A 15,680-nucleotide genomic window follows, 5' to 3' on the forward strand; every position below is an offset into this window, starting at 1 on the left:
CTGCGAGGGGGTGAACGGCTGGCTGGTCGCGGTCAACCCCTTCCAGGGCGGGCGCAGCACTCCTAGCATTGCGCGGCGCGCATCCGGACTGTGACGCCGCTCACGTCCGGTCGTTCCCCTGGTGCGACCGCTACGCCGAAGGAGTGAGGAGACAGAGTGGAATCGCCGTCGATCACCACTGGCCCTACGGAAGTGCAACTCATCGAGGAGGGCGAGGAGTTCCGAACGCTGCGGAACTCGTTCCGCAACTTCGCCTTCCCCGTCACCATCGGCTTCGTGCTCTGGTACCTGCTCTACATCCTGCTCTCCAGCTACGCCCCGAGCCTGATGGGGACCAAGGTGGTCGGGCATATCAACGTCGCCCTGGTGCTGGGCCTGCTGCAGTTCGCCACCACCTTCGCCATCGCGGCCTGGTACGCGCGCTACGCGGACCGGCGGCTCGATCCGCCCGCCGCCGTGATCCGCGAACGCCAGGGCGCCGTGGTCCACGCCCCCCGGGAGGCCGCCGAATGACCCTGCTCGCCAGCTCCGCCACCGAGCACCGCGGCCTGACGATGAGCCTGTTCGGGTTCTTCGTCCTCGCCACCCTGGCCATCACCGTCTGGGCCGGGCGGCAGACCAAGGACGCCGCCGACTTCTACGCCGGCGGGCGCAGTTTCACCGGCTTCCAGAACGGCCTGGCCATCTCCGGCGACTACATGTCCGCCGCGTCCTTCCTCGGCATCGCGGGGGCCATCGCGCTCTCCGGCTACGACGGCTTCCTGTACTCGATCGGCTTCCTGGTCGCCTGGCTGGTCGCGCTGCTGCTGGTCGCCGAGCCGCTGCGCAACTCCGGCCGGTACACGATGGCCGACGTGCTCGCCTTCCGGATGCGCCAGCGTCCGGTGCGCACCGCCGCCGGTGTCTCCACCATCGTGGTGTCGATCTTCTACCTGCTCGCCCAGATGGTCGGCGCCGGGACGCTGGTGGCCCTCCTGCTCGGCGTCAGCGGTGACGGTGCCAAGCGGCTGACCATCGTCGCGGTCGGCGCGCTGATGGTGGTCTACGTGGTGATAGGGGGAATGAAGGGCACCACCTGGGTGCAGATCGTCAAGGCCGTGCTGCTGATCGCGGGCACCGCGCTGATGACCGTGCTGGTCCTCGCCAAGTACCACTTCAACCCCTCCGCGCTGCTGGGCGCCGCAGCCGACGCCAGCGGGAAGGGCGCCGCGTTCCTCGAACCGGGGCTGAAGTACGGCGGCAGCGGCACCAGCAAACTCGACTTCATCAGCCTCGGGATCGCGCTGGTCCTCGGCACCGCCGGACTGCCGCACATCCTGGTCCGCTTCTACACCGTGCCCACCGCCAAGGCGGCCCGGAAGTCGGTGCTCTGGGCGATCGGCATCATCGGCGGCTTCTACCTGATGACCCTGGCGCTCGGCTTCGGCGCCGCCGCCATCGTCGGCCACAAGGCGATCGAGGACACCAAGTCCTCCGGCAACACCGCGGCCCCGCTGCTCGCCGAACAGCTCGGCGGCGGCGCGGGCACCACCGGGGGCGCGATCCTGCTGGCGGTGATCTCCGCCGTGGCCTTCGCCACCATCCTCGCCGTGGTGGCCGGGCTGACCCTGGCCTCCTCGGCCTCCTTCGCCCATGACCTGTACGCCAACGTGATCCGGCGCGGCCGGGCCAGCGAGAAGGAGGAGGTGCGCTCGGCGAAGTGGGCCGCCGTCGCGATCGGTGCGGTCGCGATCGTGCTCAGCCTGTTCGCGGGCAAGCTCAACACCGCCGCGCTGGTCGCCCTGGCCTTCGCGGTGGCCGCCTCCGCCAACCTGCCGACCCTGCTCTTCTCGCTGTTCTGGAAGCGGTTCACCACCGTCGGCGCGGTCAGCGCGGTCTACGCCGGACTGATCAGCTCGGTGGTGCTGGTGGCCTTCTCGCCGGTCGTCTCGGGCGGCAAGAACTCGCTCTTCCCGCATACGGACTTCCACTGGTTCCCGCTGGAGAACCCCGGCCTGGTCTCGATCCCGGTGGGCTTCCTGGCGGGCTGGATCGCCACCCTGCTGTCCAAGGATCCGGCCGACCCGGCGAAGTACGCTGAACTGGAGGTCCGCTCGCTGACCGGACTGGGCGCCCACTGACCTCAGGGCAGTAGCTAAGCTGGCCCGGCCCCGCCGTGACGGTGGCCGGGCCGGCCGCTTTTTCGGGAAGGAACCGCCGTGCTCCTCGACACCTTCGGCCGGCAGGCGGTGGACCTGCGGGTCTCCCTCACCGACCGGTGCAACCTGCGCTGCACCTACTGCATGCCCGAGGAGGGCCTGCAGTGGCTGGCCAGACCGGATCTGCTGACCGACGAGGAGATCGTCCGGCTGGTCTCGATCGCCGTCCGCGACCTGGGCGTGCGCGAGGTCCGCTTCACCGGCGGGGAGCCGCTGCTGCGGCCCGGGCTGGTCGCCGTGGTCGCGGCCTGCTCCGAACTCGAACCGCGCCCGGAGCTCTCGCTCACCACCAACGGGATCGGCCTCACCCGCACCGCCGAGGCACTGCGCACCGCGGGGCTGGACCGGGTCAACGTCTCGCTGGACACCCTCGACCCGGACACCTTCCACACCCTCACCCGCCGCCGGCGCCACCAGGACGTGCTCGACGGGCTGGCCGCGGCCGAGGCCGCCGGACTGGCGCCGGTCAAGCTGAACGCCGTCCTGATGCGCGGGGTCAACGACCACGAGGCGCCCGACCTGCTCGCCTGGTGCCTGGAGCACGGGTACGAGCTGCGGTTCATCGAGCAGATGCCGCTGGACGCCCAGCACGGCTGGGACCGCTCCTCGATGATCACCGCCGAGGAGATCCTGGAGCGGCTCGCCACCCGGTTCGCGCTCACCCCCGAGCCCTCGGCCCGCCGGGGTGCGGCGCCCGCCGAGCGCTGGCTGGTGGACGGCGGGCCGGCGGTGGTCGGCGTGATCGCCTCCGTCACCCGCCCGTTCTGCCGCGCCTGCGACCGCACCCGGCTGACCGCCGACGGCCAGGTCCGCAACTGCCTGTTCGCCACCGGTGAGACGGACCTGCGGACGGCGCTGCGCTCGGGCGGCAGCGACGCCGAGATCGCCGGGCTGTGGCGGGCGGCGATGTGGGGCAAGAAGGCCGGGGCCGGGATCGACGACCCGGAGTTCCTCCAGCCCGAGCGGCCGATGTCGGCGATCGGCGGCTAGGGCCTAGGAGGCTTCGGGGGTCCAGTCGGCGAGGGCGACGACCTCCTTGAGGAAGCCGCGCACCCCGAGGAACTGCGACAGGTGCTCCCGGTGCTCCTCACAGGCCGCCCAGGTCTTGCGGCGGTCGGGGGCGTGCAGCTTGGGGTTGTTCCAGACCAGCACCCAGCGGGCGTCCGCCCGGCAGCCCTTGGCGGAGCACATCGGGGTCTGCGGGGAGTCCATCGGGCCGTCCTCGAAGCGTTGGCGGGTGGTCTGCACCGCCAGTCTTGCACGCGCCCGGGCCTCGCCCGGATCCGGGCATGGCGACGCCGGGCAGCCACGGGGGGAGCCGCCCGGCGTCGGTCCGTCGCTCCGACGGGGGATGCGGAGCGCGTACGCAGTATGTCACGGTCGGACCCGCGTTTGGGGAGGTCTTGCATGATTAATCTGAGCTTCTTTTGAGCTTTCTGCTAGCCAGATCGCATGAAACCACTGCAAAACAGACAGTCAGTTTGAGCTCTGTGAAGAATCGGTGGCCGCGGCCTTCGCCTCACCGGCACCGCGCGCCGCGCCCGCCCCGCCCGTACCGCCGGGGCCGAGCATCAGCGGAACGTCCGGCGGCATGTCGAAGGTGCTCGGCAGTCCGGGCGCCCGCTCCCGCCCCGCGTTGGCGATCAGCACCGCGAAGTACGGCAGCAGCACCGCGCCCCCGAGGGCGGCGAAGGCCAGCACCCGCTGGACGTCCCACAGCACCACCGCGAGCAGGACGCAGACGGTGCGGGCCAGCATCGAGACCACATAGCGGCGCTGTCGCCCCCGGACATCCTCGGAGAGACTGCTGCGTGCCCCCGTGATCCGGTGGACCTGTCCACCGCCGGCGCTCTTGCCCATGTCCTACCGCCCTCGTCCCAGCACCCGCGCCTCGCCGCGCGGCCTCCTCACGGTACGCCGCGCGGCGGCCGCCGACGAGACCGGGTCGGGCGGGACACGGCACTCAGGGCTGAGCGAGGTACTCCGGCGGGACGGCGTCGGTGAGCCAGACGCCGTTGGCGCTGATCCGGAACTCGTGGCCGGCCGCGGCCATCGCGGCGGCGTCCACCGTCAGGACCACCGGGCGGCCGTGCCGGGAGCCCACCCGCTCGGCCGTCCCGGTGTCCGCGGAGAGGTGGACGTCCTGCCGGGCCATCGGCCGCAGGCCCTCGCGGAATATCGCGTCCAGGTTCCGGGTGGCGGTGCCGTGGAACAGCACCGCCGGGGGCTCGGCGGCGGCCAGACCGAGGTCGACCGCCACCGTGTGCCCCTGGCTGGCGCGGATCGAGAGACCGTCCTCGGAGTAGGCGAACCGGCGCTTGTTGTTGGTCGCCACCACGTGGTCCAGCTCGGCCCTGGTCAGCCGGCCGCCCTGCGCCGACAGCGCGGCGAGCAGGACGTCCACCCGGACCCAGCCCGCCGCGTCCAGGGTGATCCCGACCCGGCCGGGGTCGTGCCGCAGGATGCGGGAGAGCATCTTGCTGGTCTTGACCGTGCGCTTCTCGTCCACGCTCTCTCGATTCCCCCTGGCAGGCCCCGCTACGAGGCCTGGCTGACCGAACTCATGTTGAAGTCCGCGACCCGCACCGGCGGCATCGCCGTCCGGGTGAACCAGTCGCTCCACTCGCGCGGCAGGCAGCGCTCGGTGCGGCCCACCTCGGTGATCCGGCCGAGCAGGTCGACCGGGGACTCGTTGAACCGGAAGTTGTTCACCGCGCCGACCACCTCGCCGTTCTCCACCAGGTACACGCCGTCCCGGGTGAGGCCGGTGAGCAGCAGCGTGGCCGGGTCCACCTCGCGGATGTACCAGAGACAGGTGAGCAGCAGGCCGCGCTCGGTGCGGGCGATCATCTCGTCCAGGGTCGGCGCGGCGGCCTGGTCGGCCGCCTCCAGGACGAGGTTGTCGACGGCCGGGCGCAGCGACAGGCCGGTGAGGCCGGCGGAGTGCCGGGTGGTGATCAGCTCGGTCAGCACGCCGTCCCGGATCCACTCGGTGGCGGACAGCTCCAGGCCGTTGTCGAAGACCGAGCTGTCCCCGCCGGTGGAGTGCGCCAGGACGAACGGCGCCGCCTCCAGGCCGGGCTCGGCCGGGTCGGAGCGCAGCGTCAGCGGCAGCGCCGTGAGCTTGTCGCCGATCCGGGTGCCCCCGCCGGGCTTGGAGAACACCGTCCGACCCTCGGCCGCGTCCCGGCCGCCGCTGGACCAGCTCAGGTAGACCATGAGGTCGGCGACGGCCGCGGGCGGCAGCAGCGTCTCGTAGCGGCCGGCCGGCAGGTCGATCCTGCGGGCTCCCCAGCCGAGGCGCCGGGTGACGTCGGTGTGCAGCGCGCTGACGTCCACATCGGTGAAGTCCCGGGTGCTCGCCCCGACCCAGGCCGAGCCGGACAGGTCGGCCGTCTTGGCGTTGAGGTCGAGCGTGCCGGTCGGCTGGTCGTGGCGCAGCCGCAGGCCGGTGGACGTCCCCAGGTAGCTGGAGACCATCTCGTGCCGGGCGAAGCCGTACAGCAGCTCGCCCTGCGCGGCGGCCCGGGCGAAGGCCTCGCCGAGGGCGGGCGCGAAGGCGGCGAACACCTCGACGGAGGTCTCGGCGGGCGGCTCGGTGAAGGCGGGGGAGGACGGCCGGTCGGCGATCAGCGGCTGGGCGTCCTCGGCCGGTCCGGCCGCCCGGGCGGCGTCCTCGGCGGCCCGGACCAGGCCCTCCACCTCGTCGGCGGTGACGGCCTCGCGGGAGACCACGCCGGAGGCGGTGCCCTCGCCGCCGGCGACCGTGGCGATCACGGTCAGCCGGCGGCCGCGGGTGACGCCGTTGGTGGTCAGGGAGTTGCCCGCCCAGCGCAGGTTGGCGGTCGACTCCTCGTCGGCGATCACCACGCAGCCGTCCGCGCGGGAGAGGCCGAGCGCCAGCTCGACGAGTTCGTGGGGCTGCATCGAGGCCATCAGTGACCCGCCTCCTGCTGGGTGTTGAGCACGTTGACGTTGCGGAACAGCGCCGAGGGGCAGCCGTGGCTGACCGCCGCGACCTGGCCGGGCTGCGCCTTGCCGCAGTTGAAGGCGCCGCCGAGGACGTAGGTCTGCGGGCCGCCGACGGCCGCCATCGAGCCCCAGAAGTCGGTGGTGGTGGCCTGGTAGGCGAAGTCCTTGACCTGTCCGGCGAGTTCGCCGTTCCTGATGGCGTAGGCGCGCTGGCCGGTGAACTGGAAGTTGTAGCGCTGCATGTCGATCGACCAGGAGCGGTCGCCGACGATGTACAGGCCCTTCTCGACGCCCGCGAACAGGCCCGCGGTGTCGGGGCCGTCGGCGGCGGGCTGGAGCGAGACGTTGGCCATCCGCTGCACCGGTACGTGGTCCGGGGAGTCGGCGAAGGCGCAGCCGTTGGAGCGGTCGAAGCCCTTCAGTGCGGCCATCCCGCGGTCCAGCTGGTAGCCGACCAGGACGCCGTCCCTGACGAGGTCCCAGGACTGGGTGGCGACGCCCTCGTCGTCGTAGCCGATGGTGGACAGGCCGTGCTCGGCGGTGCGGTCGCCGGTGACGTGCATCAGCTCGGAGCCGTACTTCAGCGAGCCCAGCCTGTCGAAGGTGGCGAAGGAGGTGCCGGCGTAGGCGGCCTCGTAGCCGAGCGCGCGGTCCAGCTCGGTGGCGTGGCCGATCGACTCGTGGATGGTCAGCCAGAGGTTGGACGGGTCGACGACGAGGTCGTAGCGGCCGGCCTCGACGCTCGGCGCCTTCATCTTCTCGGCCAGCAGGACGGGCAGTTCGGCCAGCTCGGCGTCCCAGTCCCAGCCGCTGCCGGTCAGGTACTCGTAGCCGCGGCCGACCGGTGGGGCCAGGGTGCGCATCGAGTCGAAGGCGCCGGTGCGCTCGTCGACCGAGGTGGCCTCCAGGACGGGGTGCAGCCGGATCCGCTGCTGGGTGGTGACGGTGCCGGAGGTGTCCGCGTAGAACTTGTTCTCCTGGACCGTCAGCAGGGTGGCCTGGACGTGCGAGACACCCTCGGCGCCCAGCAGCCGGTTGCTCCAGTCGGCGAGCAGGGCCGTCTTCTCGGCGTCCGGCACCTCGAAGGGGTTGACCTCGTACGCGGAGACCCAGGTGGCGTCCGGGTACACCGGCTCGGCGGCCAGCTCGACGTGCTCCCTCGACCCGGCCGCCCGGCTGATCCCGCCGGACATCCGGGCCACCGCGACGGCCTGCTCGGCGACCCGCGCCGCCGCGTCCGCGGTGAGGTCCACGCCGGCCGCGAATCCCCAGGCGCCGTCGAGCAGCACCCGGACGGCGAAGCCGAGCTGAAGGCTGTCGGAGGTGCCGGCGGGCCGGGCGTCGCGCAGCCGCCACGAGGCGCTGCGGACCCGCTCCAGACGGAAGTCGGCGTGCGAGGCGCCGAGTTCCCGGGCCCGGGTGAGCGCCGCGTCGGCCAGCGAGCGCAGCGGGTAGGCGAGGAACAGCGGGTCGACGGCGCGCCCGCGCGGGGCGCGGGCGGTGGTCGCCGGGGGCATCGGAGGCAAGCGGGCTCCCTGGTCGCGGGACGAGCGGGTGGTGCGGGCGCCCCCGCACAGGGGCCCCGCACCGCATCATTTCCCGTCCAGGGCCTTTCGGCCAGCGCATTTCCCAGGTGACACGCGGTCCGCGGAGGCGTCAGGCGACGGTCTCCCACCAGCCGTCCAGCTCCGGCGGACTGTCGACGTCCACCCGCTCGCCCGGCCGCGGCACCACGAGCGGCACGGCCTGCGCCTTGGCCTCGGCGAGCAGCCGCTCGATCGGCTCGGCCCACGGGTGCAGGCCGAGGTTGAAGGTGCACCAGTGGACCGGCACCAACAGGCCCGCGTTCAGGTCGAGGTGGGCGCGGACGGCGTCCTCCGGCGTCATGTGGATGTCCGCCCAGGCCGCGTCGTACGCGCCGATCTGCACCAGCGCGGCGTCGAACGGGCCGTGCTGGGCGCCGATCCGCTCGTAGCCCTCGAAGTAGCCGGAGTCCCCGGTGTAGAAGACCCGGCGGGTCGGGCCGGCTATCACCCAGGAGCCCCACAGGGTGGTGTTGCGGGTCAGGCCGCGGCCGGAGAAGTGGTGCGCGGAGGTCAGGGTGAGCACCAGCTCGCCGAGGGTGCAGGTCTCGTCCCAGTCGAGCTCGATGATCCGGTGCTCCGGGACGCCCCAGCGGCGCAGGTGCCCGCCGATGCCGAGCGGCACCGCGAAGGGCGCGGACTGGCTGCGCACCAGGCGCCTGACCGTCGCCATGTCGAGGTGGTCGTAGTGGTCGTGCGAGATCAGCACGGCGTCGACCTGGGGGAGCTCCTCAAGCTCCACCGGCACCGGGTGCAGCCGGCGGGGGCCGACGTGCGCGGAGGGGGAGCAGCGGTCGCTCCAGACCGGGTCGAGCAGCACTCGCGAGCCCTCGATCTCGACCAGCGCGGAGGCGTGGCCGTACCAGGTGATCTCCACGCCCTCGGCGGCCGGGCGCGGACCGCCGGCCGGGCGGACGGTCGGCACCGGGTGGGCGGGCACCCGGCCCTCGCGCTGGAACAGCATCCGGCGCACGGTGTCCCGGTCGAAGTCCGGGGTGGGATTGGCCCGGGCCAGCGTGGAGGGCGCGTTGTGGAACACTCCGTCGCGGTACTGCGGCGAGTCGCGGACCCGCTCCTCCCGCTCGCCGTCCGGCCTGCGCCCGAACGCCGCCGGCAGGTCGCGCAGCGACCAGGCGGCGGCCCCCGCGCCGGCCGCCAGGGCGGCCAGGGCCAGCAGTCGTCCGCGCCGGTGGGTGGTACCGGGCTGTGCCTCGCTCATCCGTGCTCTGCCTTCGCTCGTCTTCGCCCGTCTTCGGGACGTGTCCACAGGGCGGTGCGGCCGACCCCGCTTCGTCCCGCACCACCGGGGCAACGGGCACGCCCGTGCGTGTTGTTCCCGTCCGAGGGTGCCACGATCGTCCGGACCCGGGTTGTCGGATTGCGACAGTTCCACCGGTACTGAGCTGTGGGAGCCCGATTCGTCGCAGCTGCGGGCCGACCGATAGCGTCACACTGCGTGCGCATTTCCGTCGCACGCGCCGATACGGAGAGAGGTGGATCGTTGAGCCGCTCGGTTCTCGTCACCGGAGGAAACCGGGGCATCGGCCTCGCGATCGCCCTGGCCTTCGCCGAGGCGGGCGACAAGGTCGCCATCACCAGCCGTTCGGGCGAGGTGCCCGAGGCGCTGGAGAAGTACGACGTCCTCGCCGTGCGCTGTGACATCACGGACACCGCGCAGGTGGACGCCGCCTTCACCGAGATCGAGGAGAAGCACGGCGCGGTGCAGGTGCTGGTCGCGAACGCGGGCATCACCAACGACACGCTGCTGCTGCGCATGTCGGAGGAGGACTTCACCTCCGTCGTGGACACCAACCTGACCGGCGCGTTCCGGGTGGTGAAGCGCGCGTCCAAGCTGATGATGCGCGCCCGCACCGGCCGTGTTGTGCTGATCTCCTCGGTGGTCGGCCTGTCCGGCTCGCCGGGCCAGGCGAACTACGCCGCGTCCAAGTCCGGCCTGGTGGGCTTCGCCCGTTCGCTGGCGCGCGAGCTCGGCCCGCGCAACATCACCGTCAACGTGGTCGCCCCCGGCTTCGTCGACACCGACATGACCGCAGTGCTCAGCGACGAGCGCCGCGCGGAGATCGTCGCCGGTGTGCCGCTCGGCCGCTACGCGACGCCCGCCGAGGTCGCCAACACCGTGCGGTTCCTCGGTTCGGACGAGGCCGCGTACATCACCGGAGCCGTCATTCCCGTCGACGGCGGATTGGGCATGGGTCACTGAACCATGAGTGGAATCCTTGAGGGCAAGCGGATCCTGATCACCGGAGTGCTGATGGAGTCCTCCATCGCCTTCCACACCGCCCGGCTCGCGCAGGAGCAGGGCGCGGAGATCATCCTCACCGCCTTTCCTCGGCCCAGCCTGACCGAGCGGATCGCGAAGAAGCTGCCGAAGCCCGTCAAGGTGCTGGAGCTGGACGTCTCCAGCGAGGAGCAGCTGGCCGGCATCGCCGACCAGGTCCGCGAGCACCTGCCGACCCTGGACGGCATCGTCCACTCGATCGGCTTCGCCCCGCAGGACGCCCTGGGCGGCAACTTCCTGAACACGCCGTGGGAGTCCGTGGCGACCGCCATGCACGTCTCGGCGTTCTCGCTGAAGTCGCTCACCACGGCGCTGCTGCCGCTGATGCAGGACGGCGGCTCGGTGGTCGGTCTGACCTTCGACGCCCAGTTCGCCTGGCCGAAGTACGACTGGATGGGCCCGGCCAAGGCCGCGCTGGAGGCCACCTCCCGCTACATGGCCCGCGACCTCGGGTCCCGCAACATCCGGGTCAACCTCGTCTCGGCCGGCCCGATCGGCTCGATGGCCGCCAAGTCCATCCCGGGCTTCGCGGACCTCGCCGCCACCTGGGACACCCGCTCGCCGCTGAAGTGGGACCTGGCCGACCCGGAGCCGGCCGGCCGCGGCGTCGTCGCGCTGCTCTCCGACTGGTTCCCCAAGACCACCGGTGAGATCGTCCACGTCGACGGCGGTCTGCACGCCATCGGCGCCTGACGCCGAGCGGTCGCAGACGCCCGTCACACACCACCGCCCGGTACCCCTCCTCGCGAGGGGTACCGGGCGGTGTGGCGTTTCCAGCCGTCCGGGGCGGGCCCGCGGGCCCGCCCCGGACGATCGGGCTAGCTGTCGGCGGAGCCGTGCCGGCCGAGGGCGATCATGGCCTCGGAGTAGCCGCGGCTGTGGCCGTCGCGCAGACCGCGGTTGACCTCGTTGGCGAGCTCGCCCTTGGTGTCGACGTGGTTCTGGTCGGCCCAGCCGATGACCATCTGGGTGCCCTGGTCGAGGTTGGAGTCGTGGGCGGTGGAGGCCTCGTTGTTCGCCTTGTCGGCGGCCTCCTTCTTGACGTCGTCCGTCCACTGGTCGACGCCCATCTCGGCCAGCGAGCCGGCCAGGTCGCCGACCTCCGGGATGTAGCCGGTGGCCAGGCCGGTGCCGCCGGTGATGAGCTTGCCGGTCTTGTCGGCCCACTCCTTCTTGTCGTCCCGCTCGTCCAGCAGGACGTCGCTGCGGATGGCGTCGAGGGTGCCGAGCGCCGAGCCGGCCCGGTCGGCGGGGCCGACCCGGTCGTGGTCCGGGCGGGAGGGGTCGGCCGGCAGGCCGGCGACGACCTGGGCGGACTTGGCCTTCTCCGCCTCGTAGAGGGCGGCGTAGCCCTCCGGGTCCTCCGAGACGCCGCGCATGACGCGGGTGAGCGAGGAGGCCTTGTCGGCGAGGTGGGTGTTGCCGCCCTCCGTCCAGACGCCGTCCTTGTGCTTGGCGGTGTCCAGTTCGGCGCCGAGGATGTTGTGGGTGTCGTCGACGTAGTCGGTGAGCGCCCCGGCGAGCGGCTTGCGGAGGTTCTCCGGGATGTCGGCGCCCTTGCCGTCCTTGTCCAGGGCGTCGATGGTGCCCTGCATGACCCGGGCCTGCGCCTCGGTGTGCGCGTCGCCCTTGTGCGGGGTGCCGGTCGGGTCGCCGGTGGTGGCGGCCTCGATGGCGGCGCCGAGGCCGGCCCGCTGGAACGGGTCGTCCATCTTCTGCGGCGCGCCGTACAGGGTGTTGAGGTAGTTCTCCGGCCACTTGCGGTCGCGCGTCAGGTAGTTGAGGCGATCCTCGCCGCCGGGGCCCTTGGGGTCGAGGAACTGGGTGGCCGCCTCGGGGTTCTTGCCCATCTGCTTGAGGACGCCGTCCAGCGGGTCGGAGACCAGTCCGGGGCGCGGGCCGTCGAACTGGTGGTCCCAGATGTGCGGGTTCTTCTTCTCGGTGTCGATGATGTCGGCGCCGAGGTCGTTCAGGAAGACGCTGGAGTACTGGGCGTCGCCCTTGTCCATCAGGGTGGCGAGCGCCTGGTAGCCGTAGACCGGGTCGAGCTTGCCGCCGTGGTCGTCGTTGATGTTCTTGGCGCCGAGGTCCTGCAGGCCCTTGCGCCAGTCCTTGTAGAACTGGCTGTTCGGGTCGCGGGTGGCACCGGCGACGGTGTTGGCGAGGTTCTTCTGCAGCTCGCCGTACGCGCCCTTGTCCTTGCCGTCCTTGCCCTCGACCTGCTTCTCCAGCTCGTCGGCGAGCTGCAGGGTGTGCTCGGGGCCGAGGGTGTTGAGCAGGGTCTGGCTGTACTGCGGGCTGTTGCTGTTGGCCTTCATCAGGTTGTTGAGCTCGTCGAGCTCGGCCGGCGACAGCTTGCCGTCCTTGCGCATCTTCTCGGCGAGGTCGGCGGCGCGCCTGGCGTCGGCCGCGTCGCCGCCGCCGATGGCCTGGCCGTTGAAGGTGTTGAAGGCGTCGCCCACCTTGGCCGCCCGGTTCAGCGCGCGCGAGGCCCGCTGGTCGGCGGCGGTGGCCTCCTGGATGGCGGCCTGGATCACCTCGGACCACTTGCCGGCGGCCTCGTTGCACTGGCGCTGGTAGTCGGGGTCGTGGCGGTAGTCGTGCTTGGTCGCCTCGTCCAGCCTGGAGACGTCGAACATGACGGAGCCGGTGCCGGTGACCTTCATGCCCGCGGCGGTGGCGCCCTCGCTCGCCTCCCGCAGCTTCTTCTGCGCCGCCTCGAAGTCGCCGTGCGCGTCGGTGATGATCGTCGCGACGGCGTTGGCCTCGGTCTGGGCGTCGATGGTCTGCTGCTTGGTCGCGTTGATGTGCTGGTTGGCCGCGAACGCCGTGGACCCGAGCCACATGCCCTGGTTGCCGGTGACCGACAGCACCTCGTTGTCCAGCCGCTGCTGGACCGCGGAGTACTTGCGGGCCATCTCGGTCCAGTCGGAGGCGGCCTTGGTCATCGCCGACAGGTCGGCGTGCAGGATGTCCTCGTATCCGAGCATGCTCAGGCCCCCTTGCCGAACGAGGCGGCGACGCCGTGCTCGACGCTCACGTAGTTCAGATGGGTCTGGCGCATCATCCCGGCCTCCTGGTTCAGGCGGCCGTTGAGCTGTGCGACCTGCTCGTGCCACTCCTGGAGCGCGCCGCGCAGGGCGCCGGCGCTCTCCCAGCCGCTCAGCTTGCCGGCGGCGGCGGCCGTCGACTCGTCCGCGGTCTTGCCGGCGGCCGTGCTGTCATTGGCTATGCCGTCCAGTGCGGTGGCGGCCTTGTCGAGCGCGGTGGGCGCCACCCCGGTCTGAGAGCCGCCTCCCTTGGCGTCCGGATCAGCCATCGATTCTCCCCGTGTTCCATGCAGCCAGGGGCATTTGACGCCCCCCGAGATTTTTACGGGACGTTAGCACGTGGGAGGGCGTCGCCGGGCGGAGCGGTGTCCGGGCGCCGGGGCGTACTCAGCCCTCGGCGGGGGTGCAGGCGCCGATCGCGCGCCCGGCCTCCACGGACGCCCGCTGGGCGTCGCCGGCCCGGATCGCGACCAGGATCTCGTCGTGGCCGAGGTAGCGCTCGGCGATCAGCTCCGGGCCGACGTCGTGCCGCAGGTGGGCGCGGGTGACCTCGCCGAGGTCCGCGTAGACGGCGGCGAGCACGTCGTTGTGCGCGGCGGCGACGACGGCCTGGTGGAAGGCGGCGTCGGCCTGGATGAAGTCCTCCGCGTCGCCGGAGCGCCAGGCGTCCTCGCGGCGGGCCAGCGCGGCCTCCAGCAGGACGAGGTCGCGCTCGGTGCGCCGGGTGGCGGCCAGGCCGGCGGCCGAGGTCTCCAGGGCGGTTCGCAGTTCGGCCACCTGCCCCTGGTCGGCGTCGGCGAAGCGGCGGTGCATCACCCCGGCGAGCTCGCTGGTGGCGAGCACATAGGTGCCCGAACCCTGGCGGATGTCCAGCAGCCCGTTGTGGGCGAGGGCGCGGACGGCCTCGCGGACGGTGTTCCGGGCCACGCCGAGCTGCTCGACGAGGGCGGCCTCGGTCGGGATGCGCGAGCCGACGGGCCACTCCCCGGAGGTGATCTGGGCGCGCAGCTGCGAGATCACCTGGTCGGACAGCGGGGTGCGCCTCGGCGAGGACAGCGCCACGGGGACTCCTTGCGGCTTCGGGGGTGGGCGGGGCCCGCGGCCGAGGAGCTCGGCCACCGGCTGGGTCGGGACATCATGCCAATTCGAGGATGCACTAATTCATCCCATCATTCTATGATGGCTCGCATGCCTCCCGCAGCAGACACCACCACCCCTCCCCGGACCTCGCTCCGGCCGCAGACCGAGCGGCCCGCGACCGACCGCAGCAGGTACCTCGGCTGGCTGTTCGCCGTCGCGATCGCCGCCGCCGCGTTCAACCTCAGGCCCGTCGTCACCAGCCTCGGACCGCTGCTCAAGCAGGTCACGGCCGACCTCGGGATGAGCCCGACGATGGCCGGCCTGCTCGCGGCGCTCCCCTCGCTCTGCTTCGCCGTCTTCGGCTTCACCGCGCCCGGCATGGCCCGCCGGCTCGGCCCGGTCGCGGTGGTCACCGCGGGGATGGGCGCGATCACCGCGGGCGTGCTGGCCCGCTCCTTCGCCGGCGGTACGGCGGTCTTCCTGCTGCTCACCGCGCTCGCGCTGGCCGGGGTGGCGGTCTCCAACGTGCTGATCCCGGTGGTGATCAAGCGGTACTTCCCGGAGCGGGTCGGTCCGATGATCGGCCTGTACTCGATGGCGCTGTCGGCCGGCACCGCGCTGGCCGCCGCCGTCACCGTCCCGATGGCCAGCGCGCTCGGCGGCGACTGGCGGGTCGGGCTCGGCGTCTGGGCCGGGCTCGGGGCGGTCGCCCTGGTGCTCTGGCTGGTCGTCGCGGCCGTCAAGCGCGAGCGCGGGGACAAGGCGTCCGGCACGGCCACCGAGCGGCTGCCGATCACCCGCAGCCGCACCGCCTGGGCGATGGCCTGCTTCTTCGGCCTGCAGGCCACCGGCGCCTACGTGGTGATGGGCTTCCTGCCGACGATCTTCCAGGACGCCGGGGTCTCCAAGAGCACCTCGGGGGTGCTCCTGGCGCTCACCATGGTGATCGGCGTGCCGGTCTCCTTCGTGCTGCCCAACCTCGCCGCCCGCCGGGGCGACCAGCGGCTGTTCGTCGTCGTCCTGGGCTCCTGCGGCATCGCCGGCTACGCCGGACTGGCACTGGCCCCGGCCGGGGCGTCCTGGCTCTGGGCCGTCCTGGTGGGCCTGTCCAACTGCGCGTTCCCGCTGGTGCTCACCATGATCGGCCTGCGCGCCCGGACGGCCGGCGGGGTCGCCCAGCTCTCCGCCTTCGCCCAGGGGGTCGGGTACCTGATCTCCATCCCCGGCCCGATCCTGATCGGGCGGCTGTACCAGGCCACCGGCGACTGGTACCTGCCGCTGGGCTTCCTCGCGCTGCTGCTGGTGCCGCAGATGATGTTCGGCCTGCGGGCGGCGAGGGCCCGGCACATCGAGGACGAGGCGCTGCGCCCGGCGTAGCCGCCGACCGGGCCCGGGCAGCCCGGTCCCCGTTGGCCCGGTCCCCGTTGGCCCGGCCGGACCAACGGGGACCGACCGGCTTTCCGGGGGCCGGTGCCGGGCCGGTCCGCCGGGATGGGAG

Annotated in this window: 15 protein-coding genes; 6 read left to right on the forward strand and 9 right to left on the reverse strand. The window is 72.3% G+C overall.

From position 1 onward, the window contains the following. Nucleotides 1-192 precede the first annotated feature (192 nt). The 3 genes from ACIGZJ_RS21075 (at nt 193) to moaA (ending at nt 3,188) form a co-directional block, all read left to right on the forward strand. Entirely contained in the window at nt 193-513 is a 321-nt protein-coding gene (locus ACIGZJ_RS21075; protein WP_396458622.1) for a DUF485 domain-containing protein, read from the forward strand. Further along, on the forward strand, nt 510-2,120 hold the full coding sequence (locus ACIGZJ_RS21080) for a cation acetate symporter (protein WP_396458623.1): 1,611 nt from the start codon (nt 510-512) through the stop codon (nt 2,118-2,120). The genes ACIGZJ_RS21075 and ACIGZJ_RS21080 overlap by 4 nt, the downstream gene beginning before the upstream one ends. Nucleotides 2,121-2,198: 78 nt before the next feature. After that, nucleotides 2,199-3,188 carry a GTP 3',8-cyclase MoaA gene (gene moaA / locus ACIGZJ_RS21085; protein ID WP_392936243.1) on the forward strand — a complete coding sequence of 330 codons (990 nt, stop codon included), beginning with the start codon at nt 2,199-2,201 and terminating at the stop codon, nt 3,186-3,188. A gap of 3 nt (nt 3,189-3,191) precedes the next feature. Here the strand turns inward: moaA and ACIGZJ_RS21090 are convergent, their stop codons facing one another. The 6 genes from ACIGZJ_RS21090 to ACIGZJ_RS21115 all read right to left on the reverse strand — a co-directional run bounded on the left by ACIGZJ_RS21090 (nt 3,192) and on the right by ACIGZJ_RS21115 (nt 8,972). Then, the gene (locus tag ACIGZJ_RS21090; RefSeq protein ID WP_396458652.1) at nt 3,192-3,410 is read right to left on the reverse strand and encodes a hypothetical protein; all 219 of its coding nucleotides are present in this window, start codon (nt 3,408-3,410) and stop codon (nt 3,192-3,194) included. 264 nt (nt 3,411-3,674) lie between these two features. After that, nucleotides 3,675-4,058 (reverse strand): DUF3099 domain-containing protein, encoded by a 384-nt coding sequence (locus ACIGZJ_RS21095; RefSeq protein WP_396458624.1) that lies wholly within the window; start codon nt 4,056-4,058, stop codon nt 3,675-3,677. Between the two features lie 103 nt (nt 4,059-4,161). Further along, nucleotides 4,162-4,707, reverse strand: coding sequence for an RNA 2'-phosphotransferase (locus ACIGZJ_RS21100; RefSeq protein WP_396458625.1), 546 nt, complete (start codon nt 4,705-4,707; stop codon nt 4,162-4,164). 29 nt (nt 4,708-4,736) lie between these two features. Beyond that, on the reverse strand, nt 4,737-6,134 hold the full coding sequence (locus ACIGZJ_RS21105) for a metallopeptidase TldD-related protein (protein ID WP_396458626.1): 1,398 nt from the start codon (nt 6,132-6,134) through the stop codon (nt 4,737-4,739). Then, nucleotides 6,134-7,687, reverse strand: coding sequence for a TldD/PmbA family protein (locus tag ACIGZJ_RS21110; protein ID WP_396458653.1), 1,554 nt, complete (start codon nt 7,685-7,687; stop codon nt 6,134-6,136). Before ACIGZJ_RS21110 ends, ACIGZJ_RS21105 begins: the two co-directional genes overlap by 1 nt. Nucleotides 7,688-7,826: 139 nt before the next feature. Next, nucleotides 7,827-8,972 (reverse strand): MBL fold metallo-hydrolase, encoded by a 1,146-nt coding sequence (locus tag ACIGZJ_RS21115; RefSeq protein ID WP_396458627.1) that lies wholly within the window; start codon nt 8,970-8,972, stop codon nt 7,827-7,829. A 282-nt stretch (nt 8,973-9,254) separates the two neighbouring features. Here ACIGZJ_RS21115 and fabG point away from each other — a divergent pair, with 282 nt between their 5' ends. Continuing rightward, a complete protein-coding gene (gene fabG / locus ACIGZJ_RS21120; RefSeq protein WP_392936260.1) occupies nt 9,255-9,974 on the forward strand; it encodes a 3-oxoacyl-[acyl-carrier-protein] reductase in 720 nt (239 codons plus the stop codon). A 3-nt stretch (nt 9,975-9,977) separates the two neighbouring features. Beyond that, the gene (gene fabI, locus ACIGZJ_RS21125; protein WP_396458628.1) at nt 9,978-10,745 is read left to right on the forward strand and encodes an enoyl-ACP reductase FabI; all 768 of its coding nucleotides are present in this window, start codon (nt 9,978-9,980) and stop codon (nt 10,743-10,745) included. A 125-nt stretch (nt 10,746-10,870) separates the two neighbouring features. Here fabI and ACIGZJ_RS21130 read toward each other — a convergent pair whose 3' ends face one another. From ACIGZJ_RS21130 to ACIGZJ_RS21140, 3 genes are all read right to left on the reverse strand, one after another. Further along, nucleotides 10,871-13,042, reverse strand: a complete 2,172-nt coding sequence (locus ACIGZJ_RS21130) for a DUF6571 family protein (RefSeq protein WP_396458629.1) — start codon at nt 13,040-13,042, stop codon at nt 10,871-10,873. A gap of 2 nt (nt 13,043-13,044) precedes the next feature. Continuing rightward, on the reverse strand, nt 13,045-13,371 hold the full coding sequence (locus ACIGZJ_RS21135) for a hypothetical protein (protein WP_392936269.1): 327 nt from the start codon (nt 13,369-13,371) through the stop codon (nt 13,045-13,047). 118 nt (nt 13,372-13,489) lie between these two features. After that, the gene (locus tag ACIGZJ_RS21140; protein ID WP_396458630.1) at nt 13,490-14,164 is read right to left on the reverse strand and encodes a FadR/GntR family transcriptional regulator; all 675 of its coding nucleotides are present in this window, start codon (nt 14,162-14,164) and stop codon (nt 13,490-13,492) included. A gap of 126 nt (nt 14,165-14,290) precedes the next feature. Here ACIGZJ_RS21140 and ACIGZJ_RS21145 point away from each other — a divergent pair, with 126 nt between their 5' ends. Then, on the forward strand, nt 14,291-15,559 hold the full coding sequence (locus ACIGZJ_RS21145) for a CynX/NimT family MFS transporter (protein ID WP_396458631.1): 1,269 nt from the start codon (nt 14,291-14,293) through the stop codon (nt 15,557-15,559). Nucleotides 15,560-15,680: the final 121 nt, after the last annotated feature.

Origin of the sequence: Kitasatospora sp. NPDC052868 (genome assembly GCF_044547105.1) — a bacterium.
GTDB lineage: Bacteria > Actinomycetota > Actinomycetes > Streptomycetales > Streptomycetaceae > Kitasatospora.